The organism is Ligilactobacillus sp. Marseille-Q7487 (genome assembly GCF_949152225.1).
Lineage (GTDB): Bacteria > Bacillota > Bacilli > Lactobacillales > Lactobacillaceae > Ligilactobacillus.
Window position 1 is genome coordinate 463,941 of the sequence record NZ_CASCJC010000001.1, and the last position, 20,634, is coordinate 484,574.

A 20,634-nucleotide genomic window follows, 5' to 3' on the forward strand; every position below is an offset into this window, starting at 1 on the left:
TGTTAAACGCCCAACGCTTGATGATGCTTATTATAAAATCATAGGAAAAAGTATGGAGGGACTTAGATAATGAAAAAATATTTGACAGTTATTGGGTTATTATTGCGTAACGAAATTCGTAATCGTGAAGCGATGCTTTTTTCATTGTTATTACCAGTCATAATTTTAGTTTTGATTGGCCACAAGTTCAATATGTGTATGCCGGCGTAGTTTGTATCGCCTTTGGCTCGATTGCTTTGATTGGAGTAGCTTCATAAATAACTAATTTACGTAAAAACGGGATTTTAAAGCGGGTTAAGTTAACCGAATTTGCATTAAATAAATTTATTTTATTTTATATATTTATCTTGATCAAGTTATTTTTATGATAGGGCAGTTAGTCGTAATTACTTTGATTGCGAAGTTTTTATATAACCTTAAGTTTAAAATCGATCAATAATTTGTAGCCGGCTTAGCTTTACAAGTTTTCTTAGCGATGTTGGTATTTATTTCAATCGGTATTTTAATCGCTAATTTTGCCAAGAATACACGGGTGGTATCAACAATTGGTAATACCTTGTTTCCAGCTAATAGTTGGCCTAAAGAAGTTAAGCAAGTTGTTAAGTATTTCTCAATGAACAATCTTTGGGATGCATTGCGCCAAACGGTAATCTATAATACGCAAAATATGCATCATTGTATTTTTCAAACGACCTGTTTAGTTACCTGTTTGTTAGTCATTGAGGCTTAGGACAATATTTATTGAACAAAAAAGTTGTAACAAATTAAGCTGATAATAAAAAGGATGTCTCCTAGTTAGGAAACATCCTTTTTATTTTGAAAGTTAACTTTTAGTGAGCGTCACCGTTAAAAATTGAATTTTTAACAATTACATAATCGACTTTGCGTAAAGCTTCTAATTCACGTCCACCAGCATAAGAGATAGAGGATTGTAAATCTTCTTGCATTTCACGTAAAGTATCGGCAATGTGACCACGATAAGGAATTAAAAGTTTCTTACCTTCAACGTTTTTGTATTCACCTTTTTGATATTGAGAAGCTGAACCAAAATAGGTCTTATATTTTTTGCCATCTTCTTCGATAATTTCACCTGGCGTTTCATCATGACCAGCAAATAAAGAACCAATCATAACCATTGATGCACCGAAGCGGACAGATTTAGCGATGTCACCATTAAAGCGAATCCCTCCGTCAGCAACGATTGGTTTGCTTGCAGCTTTGGCACATAAACGTAAAGCGGCTAATTGCCAACCACCGGTTCCAAAACCAGTCTTTAACTTGGTGATGCAAGCCTTCCCTGGTCCGATACCAACCTTAGTTGCATCAGCACCGGCATTTTCTAATTCACGCACACCTTCAGGGGTACCAACATTACCAGCGATTACAAAGGCGCCAGGAAGATGTTTTTTAATGTATTGGATCATTTCAATTACAGTATTAGCATGGCCGTGAGCAATATCAATTGTGATATATTCAGGCACAAGATTTTCTTTGGCTAAATCATCAATCAATTGGAATTCTTCTTCTTTAACCCCAACAGAAATTGAAGCGAAAAGGCCCAAAGAATGCATCTTTTTGACAAATGGAATACGATCATCTTTATCAAAACGATGCATGATGTAAAAGTAGCCGTTTTGTGCTAACCAAATAGAAAGCTTTTCGTCAATAATTGTTTGCATATTTGCAGGAACGACAGGAATCTTGAATGTCATTGGACCAAATTGTACACGTGTGTCGACTTCGGAGCGACTCTTGACGATACATTTATTTGGAACGAGTTGGATGTCTTCATAATCAAAAACTGGCATATATAAATCCTCGCAATCTTTTTTTGAACGGATAGTTAAAAACGAACATTGTTTTTGTTTGAGAAAGATAAAATCACAAACACATATATAATACAGTTAAATTTCAAAAAGGTCAATCAAAAATCCGAAAAATAACACGAAAAAGGGATTTTTTTAAATACTTAGAAACTTTGGTGTATAATAGACAAGGATTTTGGTGATGGAGGAGTAATGATGGCTAAGAAAAAAGAAAAGCAAATCAAAAAAACGAATGATGAACGGATTTTAGACCAACATAATATTACTTATCAAGAAATGAGTTTTAATTGGTTAACACAAGGCAAAAATGCGTTAGCTGAAGCAAAAAGTTTAGGTGTGGAACCTAAAAGTATTTTAAAAACAATTGTTTTAAATGCTAATAATGATCCTAAAGACTATGTAGTAGTGTGTTTGCCATTAGAATATGAAATTGATTTGAAACTAGTTGCTAAAGAGTTAAATAAAAAACAGGTTCACTTAGCGGATAATAAAAATTTAATCAATATTACAGGCTATATTCATGGTGAAAATACTCCAATTGGTATCAACATTCGCAAGGGCTTTCCAATTTATTTTGATGAACGTATCAAAGAATTTGAACAAATCTCAGTCTCGGCTGGCAAAATTGGCCGTTCTGTACGTGTAAAACAAAGTGAATTAGTTAACCTTGTTAAAGGCAAATACATTAAGGTTCAAAAAAATGCCTAGGGGGATAAAAAATGAAGAAAAGTGAACGTGCCACCTTATTTTTAAGACAAAATCACGGCTTGTTGCGCTGTCCTGTTTGTCAAGAAGACTTAGCAATCACGGTAACTAACAGCGTCAAATGCTGCAATAATCATCATTTTGACCTCTCGAAAAAAGGGACATTGTATTTAGTATTACATGGAGTCAAGAGTGATTACGATGATTTGGCGTTATGGCAAGCTAGACGTGCGATGATGCAAGCCGGCTTGTTTGCACCAATCATAACTGAAATTAGCGCTCAGTTACCTAAAAAAGCGGCTAAAATCTTAGATATCGGTTGTGGTGAAGGTTATGCTTTGACAGCTTTAGAGCAACAACGCACGTATCAAGACGTACTAGTTGGCTTTGATCTTTCTAAAACGGCGATTAATCTGGCAACTCAACAAGCAACTAACGCCTTTTTTTGTAACGCAGATTTAGCAGCGTTACCGTTTCAAGATGCCAGTTTTGATTGCTTAATTGAACTTTTTTCGCCGTCTGCTTATCAGGAATTTAAACGAGTGTTAAAGCCACAAGGCCGCTTATTAAAAGTAGTCCCTAACGAAAATTATTTGTTAGAGTTACGCCAAGCCTTGTATTTTGGCGATGAACAAAAGCAAACATATAGTAATAAACGAGTAGTGGAATTGTTTTATAAGCACTATCCACATGCTAAATGCAAGCGGATCTGCTATCGGTTTGCTTTAACGCCAGATACGTTGGCCAATTTACTTAAGATGACGCCTTTGCAATGGGGCGCTAGCCAAGAAAATAAAATGCAGCTTTTAGAAAAGGGTTTAAAAGAAGTAACAGTCGATGTTAGTTTGTTGATTGGCTAAGTTTGTGAAAATCAGTAATAAAAGATATACATTTTTTTAAAAGGAAAATAGCGATACTATGGTCTTTAAAGAATTACTATAAATGCATAAAGACGATAAAAATGAATTTTTTGTGAAAAAAGCTTGATAATTTGGTGGGCAAGTGATAGTATAATCCATAAGAAATCGGTTGTTAGTAATTACCGTCAACGCGTTAGTTGCTAATGATTGTACTTCACTTAACGTAACTGTTCGCCGTGCCCACACCGAATGGTTACGCTTTTTTTATGCTTTAATAATTGCATGTCGAAAGGATGATTTTGGTGGCAAACCATATTGTTTTATTTGAACCATTAATGCCGGCTAATACCGGAAATATTGCTCGAACTTGTGCGGGAACCAATACACATTTGCATTTGATTGAACCTTTAGGCTTTTCAACTGATGACAAGTATTTAAAACGTGCTGGTTTAGATTATTGGGATAAAGTTGAAATCACGTATCATCCTAATTTACCAGCTTTCTTAGAAAGTATGCCAGCTCAGGCAAATTTATATATTGTTTCAAAATTTGCTCCACGTGCATATACTCAAGCCGATTATACGGATCAAACTAAAGAACACTATTTCTTGTTTGGTAAAGAGACCACGGGCTTACCAGAAAACTTCATGCGTCAATATAGTCAAGATTGTATTCGTATTCCCCAAAACGATGAGCATATTCGCTCGTTAAACCTATCGAATACGGCTGCCATTGTTATCTATGAGGCTTTAAGACAACAAGCCTTTAATGGCTTAGAACTGACGCATACCTACGAAAATGATAAATTGAAGTAAAAAAAGACTTTCTTTAGCGTTTGGTTAAAGAAAAATGTGGCACGATGAAGTGCCTTACAATTGTTAGACAAAGTCTAGCGATTGTGAGGTGCTTTTTTCGTATGACTAAATATACTCAAAAATTCAAATTAGATCTTATTCAAGAATACCTAGATACTGGCTGTTCACAACGATGTCTAGAAAATAAGTATTCTTTACCAAAGGATACCTTAAAAAATGGTGGACTGTATACAATTTAAAAGGACCCGAAGGGTTGAAATTACAACATTTCAAACGTAAATTTACTGTTGATTTTAAACTTCGTGTGATAAACTACTACCTAAATAATGATGTTTCAATGTCCAAAGTGGCGGCTTCCCATAATCTTTTGTGTTCACAGATATTTATCTGGTTGAAGTTGTTTATGGAAGGTGGATCTGAGACCTTGAAACCCAAGAAGAAAAGTAGGTCAAGTAAGATGTCAAAAATGACAAAGAAGGATGCACGTAAAATTTTAAAAAAGGAAAGTGATGAAATTGCGGCACTAAAGAGTGAATTACGTCAAGCCAAAATGGAGCGTGATATCTTAAAAAAATCGTTGCTCCTGTTCGGCCCCTCAAAGCTAAGGAGAAAACAATAATTGTGGATCAGATCAGGGTTGAACAACAAAACTTGCCAAAAAAGGAACGATATGGGATTGGTGAGCTTCTAAAAATGATTGACTTGAAGCGACCAACTTATTACGACGAACGCAAACGTATCATCAATAAAAATGATAAGTATGCTGATGTTAAGGTGGTAATCAAGGAAATAGCGGAAAAAGGTAAATGGAGAGATTCTTACACATACGGCTATCGCCGTATAATGCCACTTCTTGAGAAAGCTGGATATCACATGGCTGAAGCTACTTTACGTCGCTTAATGAATGAATTAGGTGTACAACCAGGTATGTATAATTGCCGTAAAAATAATCACTATTCTTCTTATAAAGGTACAGTTGGTAAGGATAACTTGTTAAACCAAACATTTGATGCTACATCCCCTTTTACTGTTCTTCATACGGATGTTTCACAAGTACGTTTGGGTGATTCGACCTGGGCTTACATGTCAGTCATTTTAGATCAAGCTACCAAAGAAGTTTTAGCCACTTCTGTTAGCCAAAGCTTAAATAAACTGTTGATTATGGATACATTAAGTCAGCTTGAGGATAACCGCCCCAATAACTTTAATCCAATTATCCATTCTGACCAAGGATGGCACTACCAATTAGACTATTATCGTGAAAAGATTGATTCATTAGGTTTAATTCAAAGTATGTCCCGCAAGGGAAACTGCCTAGATAACGCTCCAATGGAAAGTTTTTTCCATCTTTTTAAAGTTGAATCACAGCCTGAAATAAAGAAGTGTAAGAATATTTCTCAGTTCACACAGTTCTTTAACAAGTATGTCAATTGGTACAATAATGACCGAATTTCCAATAAAACAAAAAACATGAGTCCGGTTGATTACCGAACCCATGTCTTAGCCGCTTAAAAATATTTTATTTTTGTCTAACTTTTCTGTTGCACTTCATATACGATGATTTTATATATTTCATCTGTATACTTAGAAGGCATTATAGCCCTTAATATATGGTTGCGGATTTTTTGTTAGCGCTCTAATTATTTAAATGTTTTTTCGCAAAAAAGCCCTTATTAATGAAAAAACAGTAAAGAAAGCTCGGAAATAAAAATTAATAACTTTAATCTTTGGTGACTACTTGCTCAGTTTGCTTTGACAAAGATTCATTAAAGATAGTCTTTTTCCTTTAGCGTACGTATGTTCTAAAAGTGGGTATTTGTGTTATAATTAACGCATAAAAACAGCAAAGGAGCAGGTTTGTGGCACAACAAAGAAGAAAAAAGACCAAGAGACGTGGCACTAGTAGAAAAAACAATAATGAAATATCAGAACATGTGATTGGCGCACTTTTTATCGCCTTTAGCCTCTTAGGTGGCTTACACCTGGGGTATTTAGGGACGCTTTTTGCTAATGTCTTACGGATTTTTGTGGGAGATGCCTATCAAGTAGCGGCCGGATTATTAGCCTTATTAGGAAGCTATTTGTTGATCGTTGGCAAAGAACCACAAATCAAAGCGCAGTTGCTGTGGGGAGCCGGCGTATTTAGTAGCGGAGCTTTATTATTGATGCATGCTTTGTTTTTTGCGCGCTTAGATTTGCATGCTAAGTTTATCGATATCACCTGGCAATATTTATTTTTAGATATCGCCCATGCGACCGCGGCAACACCAGTAGGAGGCGGTTTACTTGGCGCTTGCCTTTATGCAATAGCCTACTTCTTATTGGCGCAGCTAGGAAGTTATTTGTTGAGTGGTTTTTTGATGCTTTTAGGGGTTTGTTTGCTTTGCAACGTATCGTTAGCCGAAGTCTTGAAAAAAGGCGGTCAAGGAATTTACCAGGGATTATTGTTGTTAAAACGGTTAGGATATAGCGTGGCTACCAAACGGCGTCAAAGAACTAAAAAAGTAGCTAAACCGCTTGAACAGCCGGCCAAAACGCCGCTTTCTTTAGAACCAGTGACCTCACCTAAGACCACGCAAGAAGTTTTAGAGCCTATTGAGATTCAAGAGTTCAACGAAAAAACGCTGGAAACAGCGCCTAAAAAACAAGCTGAGCCCGCCTTTACGCTGACACCAAGCGATCCTAATTATCAATTGCCTGGTTTAGAGCTTTTAGATGATGTCAAGGCAATCGACCAAAGCAAAGAAAAAAGCACAATCTTAAAAAATCAGGCCATCTTGCAAAAGACATTCAAGAGTTTTGGGGTTGATGTCGAGCTGAAAAATACGATATTAGGGCCAGCTGTCACCAAATATGAGTTGCATCCAGCCATTGGGGTCAAGGTTTCTAAGATCGTCAATTTAAGCGATGATTTGGCCTTGGCCTTGGCGGCTAAAGATATCCGCATCGAAGCACCAATCCCGGGGAAATCTTTGATTGGAATCGAGGTTCCTAACCAAGAAGTGGCGACGATTTCGTTTAAAGACGTGATTGCTGCTCAAAAGAAAAATCCCAACAAACCGTTAGAAGTACCGTTAGGCCGCGATATCTCTGGCAATTTAGTCGTGGCTGATTTGGCTAAGATGCCACATTTATTGATTGCTGGTTCAACTGGTAGCGGTAAATCTGTGGCTATCAACGGGATTATCACTAGTTTGTTGATGAATTGCCCACCAGATCGTGTTAAATTGATGTTAGTCGATCCTAAAAAAGTGGAATTAGGTGTGTATAACGATATTGCACATCTCTTGACGCCAGTTGTTACTGAGCCTAAAAAAGCGGCTAGGGCATTACACAAATTAGTAACTGAAATGGAACGGCGCTATGAATTGTTTGCTAATACTGGTCAAAGAAATATCGCGGGTTATAATCAAATGATTGAGCGTCAAAACCAAGAATTAAACACTAAAGAGCCGACCTTACCTTATATCGTGGCGGTCGTTGATGAATTGTCTGATTTAATGATGGTTGCCTCAAATGAAGTTGAAGATGCTATTATTCGTTTAGCTCAAATGGCGCGTGCTGCTGGAATTCATATGATTTTGGCTACACAACGGCCATCTGTTGATGTTATTACAGGATTAATTAAAGCAAACGTACCTTCACGCATGGCTTTTGCAGTCTCAAGTGGGACCGATTCGCGTACGATTATTGATCAATCAGGTGCCGAAAAACTCTTGGGACGAGGTGATATGTTGTTTTTACCGATGGGTACTAACAAGCCTTTACGTGTACAAGGGGCCTTTATTTCTGATGCGGACGTGCAACGCGTGGTAGATTTTGTTAAAAAACAACGGTTGGCCGTCTATGATGAAAAATTAACGGTAAGCGATGAAGAAGCACAACAAGATTTACAAGAAGATCAAGAAGATGAATTGTTTAGCCAAGCAGTTGAATTCATTAAAAGCGAACAAAAATGTAGTATTTCTTTGTTGCAGCGGCGCTTCAAGATTGGCTATAACCGCGCGGCACGGATTGTCGATGAATTGGATAAAAGAGGCATGATTGGCCCACAAGAAGGTAGTAAACCGCGTAAAGTGTATTTAAATAAAGAAGATAATTAAAAAAGATTCTCATTCTCGATTTTTAGAGGTGAGAATCTTTTTATTATCAAATAGGCAATTGAAGCGCTTTTTTATTGTCTGTAGTAATATTTATAGAGAGTAAAAGTTAATTTTAATTTGTTTTTCTAGCTAGTATCAATTATCATTAGATAATAAAACTTTTTTAACAAAGGGGGAACTGTGTGTGCGCGTAAATCTAACTTCAGGTGTTGACGCAACTTTAATTACAACACAACAGTTCAAAACAACACGAATAATAATTTCATTTTTGAAACAGATTGAATCGAAAAAAGAATTAGCTATGCGAACGCTATTGGCTAATATTTTAGAAACAAGTTCACAAAAATATCCAACGCAAAAACAAGTTGCACAAAAATTAGCGGCTCTTTATGGTGCTAGTTTTGGAACAACCAGTAATCGGCATGGAAATGTCCATGCTTTAAATATGATTTTAAATTGCGTTAATGATAAGTATCTACAAAAACCACAAGAAATATTAAAACAGGCATTAGAATTTTTAGAAGAAATGCTTTTTGCGCCATTGGTGGATGAAAATGGTTTTGATCAAAAAACTTTCATGCGTCAAAAGAGTAATTTAGAAGATTATCTAGCTTCTTTAGCGGATAATAAGCAAACTTTAGCAGCACTTAAGGTGCAAGAATTATATTTTACTAAATCTTGGCAACAGGTAGCCTCTTTTGGTTCACAAGCTGACTTAAAAAATATTACAGCACAAGAATTGTATGCTTATTATTTGCAATGTTTGACAAAAGATCAGGTGCAAATCGTGGTTTTAGGTGATTTGGTATCTGAAACAAAGATCCAAGAGCTCTTGCAAAACTTACCTTTTGTGGCACGTACACCACAAAATCTACAGCCATTTTACACACAAGAAGTAATACCAACAGTTAAAGAGACCTCAGATAGTGAAGAATTAAGCCAAAGTAAATTGGATTTAATGTTTAATTTGCCAGTAAAATACCATACTAAAGATCATTATGCTGCCTTGGTTTTAAATGGTTTATTTGGTGGTTATCCATTATCTAAGCTTTTTGTCAACATCAGAGAAAAAGAAAGTTTAGCGTATTATGCAAGTAGTAGTCTAGATATTTTACGCCAAACAATTTTGGTTCAAACCGGTATTCAAGCGGAAAATAAAAAACATGTGGTAGAGTTAATCATACAACAGCTTCAAGCGATTGCTAAACAAGATTTTAGCTTAGAAGTTTTTGAAAATGTCAAAGCAAGCTTGGTTAATTCATATTTAAGTCGCTTGGATAGTCAAATGAATCTAGTAAATCGCGTAATCAGTGATTATTTGACAAATACGGTAAGTGATGAAGCAAAATGGGTAGCTAATATTAAAGAGGTTACACCACAAGAAGTGGCTAATTTAGCTACTAAAATTAAACTACAAGCAGTTTATTTCTTGGAAGGAAGGGGTTAAGGAAATGGAAATCTTAGAATATCCACAATTTGCAGAGAAAATTTATACCTTGACGCTTTCTAATGGATTAAAGATTAATTTATTACCTCGAAGTGGTTTTCACAAAACTTACGGAATCTTGACGACAGATTATGGTTCAATCGATAATGTTTTTGTACCAAGAGGGCAAGAAGAGATGCTAAAAGTTCCAGATGGTATTGCACATTTTTTAGAACATAAGATGTTTGAAAAAGAAGATCATGATGCTTTTGAACTTTTTGGACGTTACGGGGCTGAAGCTAATGCTTTTACGAGCTTCACACAAACAAGCTATATATTTTCAACGGTTCAAAATGTCGATAAATGTGTGGAAACTTTGCTAGATTTTGTGCAAACACCATATTTTTCTGAACAAACTGTGGAAAAAGAAAAAGGTATCATTGGACAAGAAATTAAGATGTATGATGATGATCCAGGCTGGCAACTTTATTTTGGAACTATTGAAAACTTATATCCAAAGGAACCTTTGAGCATCGATATTAGCGGAACGATCGATTCGATTGCAAAGATTACAGCCAAAGATTTATACACATGTTATGAAACCTTTTATCATCCAAGTAATATGAATCTTTTTTTAGTAGGTGGCTTTGATGTTAATCAGATTTTAAATGTGATTGAAACAAATCAAGCTGGCAAAGATTTTACGCCACCAAGTGAGATTAAAAGACGTGCTATTGGAAGCAATCAAGAAGAAGTAGATAATCAAGTGATTCCATATCGTATGAAAGAACTAAGTGTTCAACGACCAAAAACAGCGGTTGGGATCAAAGGAATGGATGAAGTTCCAAGCGGACGTGCTGGTTTGACGTATAAACTTAAGTTAGATTTAGCGTTGTATCTGCTTTATAGCGAGACTTCTGATTGTTATCAAGAACTTTACGATCAAGGAATATTGGATGATAGTTTTGGTTATGAATTCCAATTGGATCGCGGTTTTCATTTTGCTATTATTAGTGGTGATACCGAGCATCCACAAGATTTATCTAAGGCAATTGTTGATATTGCTGAACATGCTGCTGAAACATTGCGCCAAAAACAAGTGGAATTTGAATTGGCTAAAAAAGAAATGCTGGGGCGCTACATTCAATCGTTAAATTCGCTTGAAAGTATTGCTAATCGTTATGAAGGTAACTTGTTTGATAGTGCAACCGTATTTGATGCGGTCGCTTTATTAGAAGAAATCACGTTGAATGATGTTGTACAAGTTGCGGATGCATTTTTTAATTTGGATGCAATTAGCGTTTATCAAATCTTATCGAAAGAAGATGACGCAAAATGAAATGGGCTTTAATTTTAGGTGCATCTGGTGATATTGGAAGTCAAATTGCAAAAGACTTAGCCGCACAGGGCTGGTCATTATACTTGCATTATCATTGTAATAAAACTAAAATGTTAGAGATTTGTTCACAGTTGCAAAAACAATACCCTAAGCAAGATTTCTTATTGCTTTCAGCTGATATGACACAAGCAGATAGTGCACCAAAGATTGCTAAACAACTTTTTGGCTTAGATGCACTTATCTTTGCGCAAGGAACTACTAAGTATGGTTTGTTGCGCGATTTGACGCGAAAAGATTTAGAAGAATTGACGCAAATGCATTTAACGTGTCCTTTAGAGCTAATTGGTTTGTTAGAAGAAAAATTAGCTTCAAGTCAAGCTGGACGAATAGTCTTTATTGGTTCGGTCTATGGAGCAGCAGGTAGTGCTTTAGAAGTAGGATATAGCACGCTAAAAGGTGCCTTAAGTGCATTTGTTAAAGCATATAGCCAAGAAGTTGCATCGCTAGCAATTACGGTCAATGTAGTAGCACCAGGAGCGGTTGATACCCAGATGAATCAGACTTTTTCTAAGCAAGAACGACAAGAAATCAGTGAGCAAATACCACTAGGGAGATTTGCGACTCCAACAGAGATTAGTTATTGGGTGTGCTCTTTATTGCCTAAACAAGCGGCTTATATGACAGGTCAAACACTATATGTTAGTGGTGGGTGGCTAAACTAAAGTAATTCTTAATGAAAACCGCTGTAAAGTTATGCTATACTTAAACAGAAGCTATTAAAGTGGTTAATTTAAATACAAAATTAGAAAGACATGGTGTGAGAAACGATGAGTGACGTTGGAAAAATATTGAAAGATGCTCGTGTAGATAAGGGCTTAACTTTGGATGATTTACAACAAATAACTAAGATCCAAAAACGCTATTTGATTGCGATTGAAGATGAAAACTTTGACGCTTTACCGGGTACTTTTTATGTTAAAGCGTTTATTCGTCAATATGCTGAAACAGTTGGGCTTGATCCTGATATTGTATTGGAGGATTTGGCTGAGAAACTTGGAGAAAATAATCAAGTACAAGAACCAAAGCAACCAACTAGTCGTGCACAATTGCGTGAAAAGAGAACAGATGATGTAGAAAGTTCGTTAAATAAACTTGTAAAGTATTTACCGACTGCGATTGTAGTTGTAATTGTTATAGCTATTGTCGGTACGATTTATTTTGTGACTTATGGGAATAACAAGAAAAATAGTCAAGATCAAATCGATACTTCACAAAAAGTTTCAGTTTCTTCTGAGGTAACTAAAAAGAAAAAAGATACAACTAAGACAAAAGAAAGCAATAAGCAAAGTTCTACTAAAAAAGAAACTAAGACTAAAAAAGATAAGACTACAGAAAAACAAACTATTACAAGTACAGCAACTAGTGGTACGACGTTTACGTATAGTTTGAAATCTTCAGCAAAACAAAATAAGATATCTTTTGCTGATAGTGGATCAGCTGCTTGGAGTGCGATTTATGCTGATGGTGTACAACAATGGCAAGGAACACTAAACGATGGTCAAGTTCAAGATGTAACCTTACCTGAAAATGTACAGACTATTAAAATCAGTTTAGGAAATTCTAAAGCAACGACCATCAAGATCAACGGAAAAGACTTTAATTTTATGAATGAAAATGCCGATTTAACGGTACGTCAAATCGTGATTAATGTCGAAAATTCAAATCAAAGTCAAGATGCGACACAAGAATAAAAACAGGAATAAGAAAGGAAAAAAGTTAGATGAATTTACCAAATAAATTAACAATTATTCGAATCTTTTTGATTCCAATTTTTATGCTAGTGTTGTTGTTGCCGTTAGATTGGGGAAACGTTGTTTTAGCAACAACGAGTATCCCACTTACCCAGTTATTAGGGGCAATTATTTTTGCGCTTGCTTCAATCACAGATTTTGCTGATGGTCAAATTGCACGCAAACATCATTTAGTGACTAATTTTGGAAAGTTTGCTGATCCGTTGGCCGATAAAATGTTGGTGATGACGGCTTTTATTATCTTAGTACAAATGGGGAAAGTGCCTGCTTGGGTAGCGGCTATTATCGTTTGCCGTGAATTAGCAGTAACGGGTTTACGCTTAATCATTGTTGAAAATGATGGTAAGGTTATGGCTGCTGCAATGCCAGGAAAAATTAAAACAACCACGCAAATGTTTGCGATTATCTTTTTGTTTTTAAATAATGTCTTTTTTGCAGCAATCAATATTCCAATCGGTGAAATTTTACTTTATATTTGTTTGTTCTTCACAGTTTATTCTGGTGTAGATTACTTTTATAATGCACGATTTATTTTTGCTGATTCTTTTGGAAAAGATGAATAATAAACAAAACACCGTTGATTTTGGAAAAACCAAAATTAAATGGTGTTTTTGCGTATTTAAAGATAGTGAGGCGATTGAAAATGCATGCAGAAATAATTGCAGTAGGAACAGAAATATTATTAGGACAAATTGTTAATACTAACGCAACTTTTTTAAGTGAACAACTAGCACAATTAGGAATTGACGTTTATTATCAAAGTGTAGTAGGAGATAATGCTAAGCGTTTAGCTCAGGCTATCAAAATAGCGGCTAAGCGCAATGATTTAGTTATTTTAACAGGTGGTTTAGGCCCAACACCAGATGATTTGACCAAACAAACAGTTGCAGCCTTTTTAGGAAAAAAATTATGCCAAGATGATGTAGCACAAGCTAAAATGTATGATTTTTTTGCTAAAAGTAAGCAAGAAATGGCACCTAATAATTTATTACAAACGATGTATTTTGAGGATGCTCAACCATTGGCCAATGAAACTGGCTTAGCCGTGGGAATTTATTATCAAGCTATGACAGGGGCTGATTTCTTGTTATTGCCTGGACCACCAAATGAGTTAAAACCAATGTTTTTGCATCAAGCAAAGCCATTATTACAAAAAAATTATTGCTCAGGTCAACAATTGTATTCACGTGTTTTACGCTTTTTTGGCATTGGAGAGTCGATATTAGTTACTAAGTTAGCCGATTTGATTGATAAGCAAACCAATCCGACCATTGCCCCATATGCCAAAACTAATGAAGTCACCTTGCGATTGACTGCTAGTGCAGATAATCAAGAAAATGCTAAACGATTATTAGATGAGATAGAAGAAAAGATAAAACAGCGAGTTGGTAAATACTTATATGGGTATGGCGATGAAAATAGTTTACCATTAGTTGTGGTTAATAAATTAAAGCAAGCTAAATTAACAATTAGTGCCTCAGAAAGTTTAACTGGTGGACTTTTTCAAAAAATGGTGACAGATGTTGCTGGTGCATCAGAAATCTTTGCCGGTGGTTTTGTGACGTATGCTAAAGAAGCTAAGGCTAATTTGTTAGACATTGACATTGCTACTTTAGATAAAAACGGAGTAGTCAGTTTTGAAACTGCTTGTTTGATGGCTAAACATACTCAAGAAAAATTAGCGTGTGATATTGCAGTGTCGTTTACTGGTGTTGCAGGGCCAGCAACGCTTGAAAATCAGCCAGCAGGAACTGTGTGGATTGGCTTAGCCCAAAAAGACGGATCTGTGACTGCACGTAAATTTATCTTTCCTAAACAGCGCGAGTTAGTACGTGAAAAAGCTGCATTGAGTGCATTTGCATGGATAAATGAGATTTTAGAGCAAAAATACAAACATTAGTTCGATATTTCTTGCCTTTTTGTGTAAAAATCAGTATTATTAAAGATGACAGATAAATTAGAAAGGATGTATCTAATTGGCAGACGAAAGACAAGCCGCTTTAGAGCAGGCACTTAAAAAAATTGAAAAAAACTTCGGTAAAGGTTCCATCATGCGAATGGGTGAAAAAGCCGATACTCAAATTTCCACCGTACCTAGTGGTTCATTGGCATTAGATGAAGCATTAGGAGTTGGCGGTTATCCACGTGGAAGAATTGTGGAAATTTATGGACCAGAAAGTTCTGGTAAGACAACTGTTGCCTTACATGCAGTGGCAGAAGTTCAACGTAATGGAGGTACTGCAGCTTATATCGATGCGGAAAATGCTTTAGATCCAGCTTATGCAACGGCATTAGGGGTTAACATTGATGAATTGCTTTTATCCCAACCAGATACAGGGGAACAAGGATTAGAAATTGCTGACGCCTTGGTGTCTTCTGGTGCAATTGATATTGTGGTTGTCGATTCAGTTGCAGCCTTGGTTCCACGCGCCGAAATCGAAGGTGAAATGGGTGATACGCACGTTGGTTTGCAAGCACGTTTGATGTCACAAGCATTACGTAAACTTTCTGGGACGATTAATAAGACCAAGACAATTGCGATTTTTATCAATCAAATTCGTGAAAAAGTTGGTGTGATGTTTGGAAATCCAGAAACAACACCTGGTGGTCGTGCTTTGAAGTTTTATTCAACGATTAGAATGGAAGTACGACGAGCAGAACAAATCAAGGATGGTTCTGACGTAATTGGTAATCATGTTCGTATTAAAGTTGTAAAAAACAAGGTTGCTCCTCCATTTAGACAAGCAGAAGTTGATATCATGTATGGTGAGGGTATTTCTAAGACTGGTGAATTAATCGACATGGCGGTCGAAAAAGATATTGTCAATAAGAGTGGCTCTTGGTATTCGTATGGCGAAGAGCGCATCGGTCAAGGTCGAGAAAATGCTAAGAAGTACTTAGTAGATAATCCTGAAGTTATGCAAGAAATAATGCTTAAGGTTCGTAAAGCATATGGAATTGCTGATGCTAAAGATGAAGAACAACTTAATTTAACGCTTGGATTAGATGAACAAGCACAAACAGAATAACTAAGAAAACATCGAGCTTATTGTCTCGATGTTTTTTAGCAAAAAAACGAGAATTTGGGGAAGAATATTTGCAAAATATTCAATAAATTAAAGATGCTTTTTCCTTATTCCTTAGTTGACATTGAGTGCTAAAAAACATTAAAATATTAATGTGTATATAATCAAATAATGAACATCTAAAAGATGGTTATTAAAAAAATCATTAGACGATGTGGAGGTGCAAAAAATGGACACAATTACTATCCTCGTCGTCGCCATTGTTATTTTGGCTTTAGTAGTTGGTTTTGCTTTAGGGGTTTTTTACCGCAAGAATGGTCATGAAAAAGAACTTGATGTAGCTACGCAAACGGCACAAGGAATCATTGCGCAAGCTAAAAAAGAAGCTGAAGCACAAAAGAAAGAGGCAATCTTAGAAGCTAAAGAAGAAAGTCACCATTATCGAAGCGAAATTGAAAGTGAGTTAAAAGATAGACGCTTAGAGGTTCAAAAACAAGAAAATCGTTTGATGCAACGCGAAGAAAATCTTGACCGCAAAGATAGCGCGCTTGAAAAAAGAGAACGATTATTAGATAAAAAAGAAGCTCAGATGCAAGCAGATCAAACAGAACTCGACAATAAACGCACTGAAGTTACTACACTTGTTCAGCAACAACAAGAGAAATTAGAAGAAATAGCAGCTTTAACGAGTGAACAAGCACGCGAGTTAATATTAAAAGAAACTAAAGAACAGCTCAATCATGAAATGGCTGTGATGATTAAAGAAAGCGAAGAAGATATCAAGGCAAACGTTGAAAGAACCGCTAAAAGTTTAGTGGCTCAAGCAATTCAGCGCAGTGCTGCTGATATGGTGTCAGAAACAACTGTTTCCGTTGTTAACTTACCTAACGATGAAATGAAGGGACGAATTATTGGGCGTGAAGGCCGAAATATTCGCACTTTAGAAACATTGACAGGAATTGACTTAATTATTGACGATACACCAGAAGCCGTCGTTTTGAGTGGCTTTGATCCGGTGCGTCGTGAAATTGCTAAGTCAGCCTTAGAAAAATTGATCCAAGATGGTCGTATTCATCCGGCTCGTATCGAAGAAATGGTTGAAAAAGCAACTAAAGAAATCGATGCGAAGATTCGCGAAACCGGGGAAGAGGCGATCTTTGAATTGGGCTTGCATACGATGCATCCAGATTTAATTAAGACAGTTGGACGCTTGAAGTATCGCTCAAGTTATGGTCAAAACATACTTGATCATTCGCTAGAAGTTGCTAAGTTAGCTGGTGTTTTAGCTGCTGAATTAGGTGAAGATGTCACAATGGCGAAACGTGCGGGATTATTACACGATATTGGTAAAGCGGTGGATCATGAAGTTGATGGTTCACACGTTGAGATTGGCGTTGAGCTTGCTCAAAAATATAACGAACCAGAAATTGTTGTTAATACGATTGCCTCACATCACGGCGATGTGGAAGCTAAATCGATTATTGCAATTTTGGTGGCTGCAGCTGATGCGGTATCAGCTGCACGACCTGGGGCTCGAAGCGAATCGTTGGAAAATTATATTCATCGCTTAGAGAAACTAGAAAATATCTCCAATGAGTTTGAAGGTGTCAATAAGAGTTTTGCAATTCAAGCTGGACGTGAAGTTCGGGTAATTGTAGAACCAAATGAGGTCGATGATTTACAAGCAACGGTTTTAGCGCGTGATATTCGCAATAAAATTGAAACTGAGCTTGAATATCCAGGACATATTAAGGTTACTGTTATTCGCGAAACGCGAGCAATCGAATATGCTAAATAACAAAAGAAAGTCTAATTGCTATGCAGTTAGGCTTTTTTAGGTTCTTTGTCAAAAAGGACTGATGCCAAAATTTTAATTATTATTTTTAAACTATTAGATGGAAGTCTAATAGTTTTTTTGTTTTAGGTGGAGAAGAAAATTACATTATTTTTTAGCGAAAGCAGAATCCTGAGTCTAAAATGCTTAAAATTATTATAGCCATAGGCTATACGCTTAATTACTTTAATGTGATTATTGACGCCTTCAATAGGACCATTGGTAAGTCTAGGTAAAACAAAACTATTTTCTATTTCTGCCTTATGCTTCTTGATAGTTTTTAAAGCTTGTCTCATTTCTGGTGGAGGATTCCAAGAAACTGTATCAGTTAATAAATTTAGTAATTGACAACTGTTTTTACGGTACATTTGTAGAAGTAACTGATAATATTCATAGGCTGTTTTCAATTCAGAAGACATATCAAATAAACGATCTAAAACTTCAGAATCGCTTAATTCAGCGTATTTAAAATTTATCCTTGGATAATATCGATGATAATCAACATCATCTTGATTTTTTAGAAGTAGTTTCCAAAAACGTTTCAAAGCTCGATACTCATGGGTTCCAGCTCCATATTCTTTCATAACCCTAATTCTAATTTTATTCATAGCTGTATATGCCTGTGTAACCACATGAAATTTATCTGCAATAATAAATGCATTAGGGAATAGCTCCTTAATCAAACTGCGGTAAGGTGCATATAAGTCAACAGTTATAGTCATTACTGATAATCTAGCTTTGTAACTATATTGAATGAAATAATTCCTAAGGAATTTATTATTTCTTTCAGGAATTATATCTATAATCCGATGATTGACTGCGTTGATTAAACACATACTCATACCACTAGATGAAAATCTTTTACCAGATTTGAAGTCATCTAAGGATAAGTGACTAGGAAGCCAGTTACAATTGACTTTAAAATTATTTTCTACATTCTCTAAAGATCTAATAATTGTGTTTGAAGATGTAAAAGAGTCCGCAGCAATTTCACACATAGGTCTGGATAGACTTAAATCACGTACAAGTTTGGCTTTAACAGCATTAGAAAAATGATCATGATAGTTAGTATCTTTAAATTTAGCTGTCGCAGTCTTTTTGCACTCAGGACACAGATACTTCTGTTTTCTTATAGAAAGCACAAGCTTTTTACCAGCAGAAGAAAGATGAATATTATTAACTACTTTAGTGCCGTTATGTAACATCAATGCTTTACAATTAGGGCAATACATAGGGTAAGACAAATATAGATGACAGAGCAAAGCCTTACTATTTTTAATAATTTTTTCTTCAATATACGAAGTATATTGATATTTAGGGTCAATAGTTAAATTAGGGTCTGTAATTCCAAGTAAAAGTTTGATATTATTATCCATAGAGATGGTGTCCTTTCTTTAATTAGATTGGCGTTGTGGGCCATCTCTTTTATTTTGCCGTAAAAATGGAGAAAATAAAAGAAGGACCGTAATGCAAAAAAATTTTACATTATCAGTCCTAAATATTATACAACCCTTTTTTATGATTTAAGCAAACAATAAGTTTAGGATAATTTGAAATTGTGCATGTGAAATATTAATCTTATATTAATTAAAAAAAGAGGTATACGAGACAGCAAAAAATTCAAATGAAGTCTTAGCAGCTAAAAGAATAAGATTAGTTAATATTTTGAGACGATATGGCACAGTTATTTGTGTTTCTTATATTCCCCAAATTATTCAAAATCTAAATGGACAACCAGTTTTAGTAGCAATGATTAACGCTTGTTTTTGGGTAGGATATGGATGGTTAAAGCAAAAAAGATGGGCCTGGAATTATTTCAAATATCCCTGAGTTAATTTTTGGTTTAATTACATTTGTTAGGGTATATATTCATTAAACTACTAACATCAAAGTATGTTAAAATATATGTGTAATCGAATTCACGAGGTGATTTAGAGATGAAGCAAATTAAATTAGGTTCAACTAATGTATTAGTTCCAGAAATTATTGTTGGTTGTATGCGCCATAATACGTTAACACCAAAAGAAATGAATCATTATATTCATACTGCATTAGAAAATGGCATAAATTTTTTTGACCATGCTGATATTTATGGACAAGGACAAAGTGAAGAAGTTTTTGGGCAAGCATTAAAAAATGATCCTGGTATCAAACGTAGTGAGTTATTCATTCAAACTAAATGTGGTATTAAGCCAGGGCAAATGTATGATTTATCTAAAAAACATATTATAAAATCAGTTGAAGAAAGTCTTAAACGCTTGCAAACAGATTACTTAGATGCCTTGTTACTACACAGACCGGATGCTTTAGTCGATCCAAGTGAGGTTGCAGAAGCATTTGATGAGTTACATGCAAGCGGTAAAGTCAAATTCTTTGGAGTATCGAATCATAAACCGATGCAAATTGAATTATTGCAAGCTCATTTAAGTGATAAGTTATTGATTAACCAGTTACAATTTAGTTTACCTGTATCCAATATGGTTGCTAATGGTATGGAAGTTAATATGACAGGTGAGTGTGCAATCGATTATGATGGTAGTGTCTTGGATTACAGTCGTTTAAAACAAATGACGATTCAAGCTTGGTCGCCATTTCAAATGCCTGATTGGCAAGGTGTATTTATTGATGCACCTCAGTATCCTGAGTTAAACAACGTTTTAGCTAAGATTGCTACTAAATACCAAGTATCTAAAACAACCATCGCAACGGCATGGATTTTAAGACATCCAGCTAAGATGCAAGTGATTGCTGGAACGACTAAAGAAACGCGCTTAAAAGAAATCTGTGCAGCTAGTGATATTATGTTGACTAAAGAAGAATGGTATGAATTGTATTTGGCTGCTGGCCATCGTTTACCATAAAAAGAGGACTCCTAGTTACTAGGAGTTT

At 35.6% G+C, this 20,634-nt stretch carries 20 protein-coding genes and 1 pseudogene; 19 read left to right on the plus strand and 2 right to left on the minus strand.

What is annotated here, in order from left to right:
• The first annotated feature begins 69 nt into the window (after nt 1-69).
• Both QM017_RS02245 and QM017_RS02250 read left to right on the plus strand, forming a co-directional pair.
• Nucleotides 70-210, plus strand: coding sequence for a hypothetical protein (locus QM017_RS02245; protein WP_282708727.1), 141 nt, complete (start codon nt 70-72; stop codon nt 208-210).
• A 265-nt stretch (nt 211-475) separates the two neighbouring features.
• Entirely contained in the window at nt 476-730 is a 255-nt protein-coding gene (locus QM017_RS02250) for a hypothetical protein (protein ID WP_282708728.1), read from the plus strand.
• Nucleotides 731-830: 100 nt separating this feature from the next.
• Here the strand turns inward: QM017_RS02250 and QM017_RS02255 are convergent, their stop codons facing one another.
• A complete protein-coding gene (locus QM017_RS02255; RefSeq protein ID WP_178196121.1) occupies nt 831-1,808 on the minus strand; it encodes a GMP reductase in 978 nt (325 codons plus the stop codon).
• A gap of 213 nt (nt 1,809-2,021) precedes the next feature.
• Here QM017_RS02255 and QM017_RS02260 point away from each other — a divergent pair, with 213 nt between their 5' ends.
• The 15 genes from QM017_RS02260 to rny all read left to right on the plus strand — a co-directional run bounded on the left by QM017_RS02260 (nt 2,022) and on the right by rny (nt 17,709).
• The gene (locus QM017_RS02260) at nt 2,022-2,534 is read left to right on the plus strand and encodes an aminoacyl-tRNA deacylase (protein WP_282708729.1); all 513 of its coding nucleotides are present in this window, start codon (nt 2,022-2,024) and stop codon (nt 2,532-2,534) included.
• Between the two features lie 11 nt (nt 2,535-2,545).
• Nucleotides 2,546-3,391: a methyltransferase domain-containing protein gene (locus QM017_RS02265; protein WP_178196117.1), complete on the plus strand. Its 846-nt coding sequence runs from the start codon at nt 2,546-2,548 to the stop codon at nt 3,389-3,391.
• Between the two features lie 302 nt (nt 3,392-3,693).
• Nucleotides 3,694-4,206 (plus strand): tRNA (uridine(34)/cytosine(34)/5-carboxymethylaminomethyluridine(34)-2'-O)-methyltransferase TrmL, encoded by a 513-nt coding sequence (gene trmL / locus QM017_RS02270; RefSeq protein ID WP_282708730.1) that lies wholly within the window; start codon nt 3,694-3,696, stop codon nt 4,204-4,206.
• A 101-nt stretch (nt 4,207-4,307) separates the two neighbouring features.
• Entirely contained in the window at nt 4,308-4,445 is a 138-nt protein-coding gene (locus QM017_RS02275) for a hypothetical protein (protein WP_225355575.1), read from the plus strand.
• Between the two features lie 65 nt (nt 4,446-4,510).
• The gene (locus QM017_RS02280; protein ID WP_282709546.1) at nt 4,511-4,825 is read left to right on the plus strand and encodes a transposase; all 315 of its coding nucleotides are present in this window, start codon (nt 4,511-4,513) and stop codon (nt 4,823-4,825) included.
• Nucleotides 4,826-4,827: 2 nt separating this feature from the next.
• A complete protein-coding gene (locus QM017_RS02285) occupies nt 4,828-5,718 on the plus strand; it encodes an IS3 family transposase (protein WP_282708731.1) in 891 nt (296 codons plus the stop codon).
• Nucleotides 5,719-6,065: 347 nt separating this feature from the next.
• Nucleotides 6,066-8,309, plus strand: a complete 2,244-nt coding sequence (locus QM017_RS02290) for a DNA translocase FtsK (protein WP_282708732.1) — start codon at nt 6,066-6,068, stop codon at nt 8,307-8,309.
• Nucleotides 8,310-8,493: 184 nt separating this feature from the next.
• Nucleotides 8,494-9,756, plus strand: coding sequence for a pitrilysin family protein (locus tag QM017_RS02295; protein WP_282708733.1), 1,263 nt, complete (start codon nt 8,494-8,496; stop codon nt 9,754-9,756).
• A 4-nt stretch (nt 9,757-9,760) separates the two neighbouring features.
• Nucleotides 9,761-11,074 carry a pitrilysin family protein gene (locus tag QM017_RS02300; protein ID WP_282708734.1) on the plus strand — a complete coding sequence of 438 codons (1,314 nt, stop codon included), beginning with the start codon at nt 9,761-9,763 and terminating at the stop codon, nt 11,072-11,074.
• Entirely contained in the window at nt 11,071-11,796 is a 726-nt protein-coding gene (locus QM017_RS02305; protein WP_282708735.1) for an SDR family oxidoreductase, read from the plus strand. Before QM017_RS02300 ends, QM017_RS02305 begins: the two co-directional genes overlap by 4 nt.
• Nucleotides 11,797-11,901: 105 nt before the next feature.
• Complete coding sequence (locus QM017_RS02310; protein WP_282708736.1) at nt 11,902-12,825, plus strand: RodZ domain-containing protein; 924 nt, start codon at nt 11,902-11,904, stop codon at nt 12,823-12,825.
• Between the two features lie 29 nt (nt 12,826-12,854).
• Complete coding sequence (pgsA, locus tag QM017_RS02315; protein ID WP_178197547.1) at nt 12,855-13,448, plus strand: CDP-diacylglycerol--glycerol-3-phosphate 3-phosphatidyltransferase; 594 nt, start codon at nt 12,855-12,857, stop codon at nt 13,446-13,448.
• A gap of 80 nt (nt 13,449-13,528) precedes the next feature.
• Nucleotides 13,529-14,785 (plus strand): competence/damage-inducible protein A, encoded by a 1,257-nt coding sequence (locus QM017_RS02320; protein WP_178197549.1) that lies wholly within the window; start codon nt 13,529-13,531, stop codon nt 14,783-14,785.
• A 76-nt stretch (nt 14,786-14,861) separates the two neighbouring features.
• Nucleotides 14,862-15,914, plus strand: coding sequence for a recombinase RecA (recA, locus tag QM017_RS02325; protein ID WP_178197551.1), 1,053 nt, complete (start codon nt 14,862-14,864; stop codon nt 15,912-15,914).
• Between the two features lie 226 nt (nt 15,915-16,140).
• Nucleotides 16,141-17,709: a ribonuclease Y gene (gene rny / locus QM017_RS02330; protein ID WP_178197554.1), complete on the plus strand. Its 1,569-nt coding sequence runs from the start codon at nt 16,141-16,143 to the stop codon at nt 17,707-17,709.
• 122 nt (nt 17,710-17,831) lie between these two features.
• Here rny and QM017_RS02335 read toward each other — a convergent pair whose 3' ends face one another.
• Complete coding sequence (locus tag QM017_RS02335) at nt 17,832-19,121, minus strand: ISL3 family transposase (RefSeq protein ID WP_282708737.1); 1,290 nt, start codon at nt 19,119-19,121, stop codon at nt 17,832-17,834.
• 271 nt (nt 19,122-19,392) lie between these two features.
• Between QM017_RS02335 and QM017_RS02340 the strand changes: the two are divergent.
• A pseudogene (locus QM017_RS02340) lies at nt 19,393-19,621 on the plus strand (hypothetical protein).
• Nucleotides 19,622-19,682: 61 nt separating this feature from the next.
• Entirely contained in the window at nt 19,683-20,606 is a 924-nt protein-coding gene (locus QM017_RS02345; RefSeq protein WP_282708738.1) for an aldo/keto reductase, read from the plus strand.
• Nucleotides 20,607-20,634 lie beyond the last annotated feature (28 nt).

What these genes read in the sequence shown, in the direction of transcription:
- QM017_RS02305 (WP_282708735.1), top strand. Translation starts at nt 11,071, where the DNA reads ATGAAATGGGCTTTAATTTTAGGTGCATCTGGTGATATTGGAAGTCAA.
- pgsA (WP_178197547.1), top strand. Translation starts at nt 12,855, where the DNA reads ATGAATTTACCAAATAAATTAACAATTATTCGAATCTTTTTGATTCCA.
- QM017_RS02260 (WP_282708729.1), top strand. Translation starts at nt 2,022, where the DNA reads ATGGCTAAGAAAAAAGAAAAGCAAATCAAAAAAACGAATGATGAACGG.
- QM017_RS02335 (WP_282708737.1), bottom strand. Translation starts at nt 19,121, where the DNA reads ATGGATAATAATATCAAACTTTTACTTGGAATTACAGACCCTAATTTA.
- QM017_RS02265 (WP_178196117.1), top strand. Translation starts at nt 2,546, where the DNA reads ATGAAGAAAAGTGAACGTGCCACCTTATTTTTAAGACAAAATCACGGC.
- QM017_RS02300 (WP_282708734.1), top strand. Translation starts at nt 9,761, where the DNA reads ATGGAAATCTTAGAATATCCACAATTTGCAGAGAAAATTTATACCTTG.
- QM017_RS02320 (WP_178197549.1), top strand. Translation starts at nt 13,529, where the DNA reads ATGCATGCAGAAATAATTGCAGTAGGAACAGAAATATTATTAGGACAA.
- QM017_RS02310 (WP_282708736.1), top strand. Translation starts at nt 11,902, where the DNA reads ATGAGTGACGTTGGAAAAATATTGAAAGATGCTCGTGTAGATAAGGGC.
- QM017_RS02255 (WP_178196121.1), bottom strand. Translation starts at nt 1,808, where the DNA reads ATGCCAGTTTTTGATTATGAAGACATCCAACTCGTTCCAAATAAATGT.
- QM017_RS02275 (WP_225355575.1), top strand. Translation starts at nt 4,308, where the DNA reads ATGACTAAATATACTCAAAAATTCAAATTAGATCTTATTCAAGAATAC.
- rny (WP_178197554.1), top strand. Translation starts at nt 16,141, where the DNA reads ATGGACACAATTACTATCCTCGTCGTCGCCATTGTTATTTTGGCTTTA.
- QM017_RS02245 (WP_282708727.1), top strand. Translation starts at nt 70, where the DNA reads ATGAAAAAATATTTGACAGTTATTGGGTTATTATTGCGTAACGAAATT.
- QM017_RS02345 (WP_282708738.1), top strand. Translation starts at nt 19,683, where the DNA reads ATGAAGCAAATTAAATTAGGTTCAACTAATGTATTAGTTCCAGAAATT.
- QM017_RS02250 (WP_282708728.1), top strand. Translation starts at nt 476, where the DNA reads ATGTTGGTATTTATTTCAATCGGTATTTTAATCGCTAATTTTGCCAAG.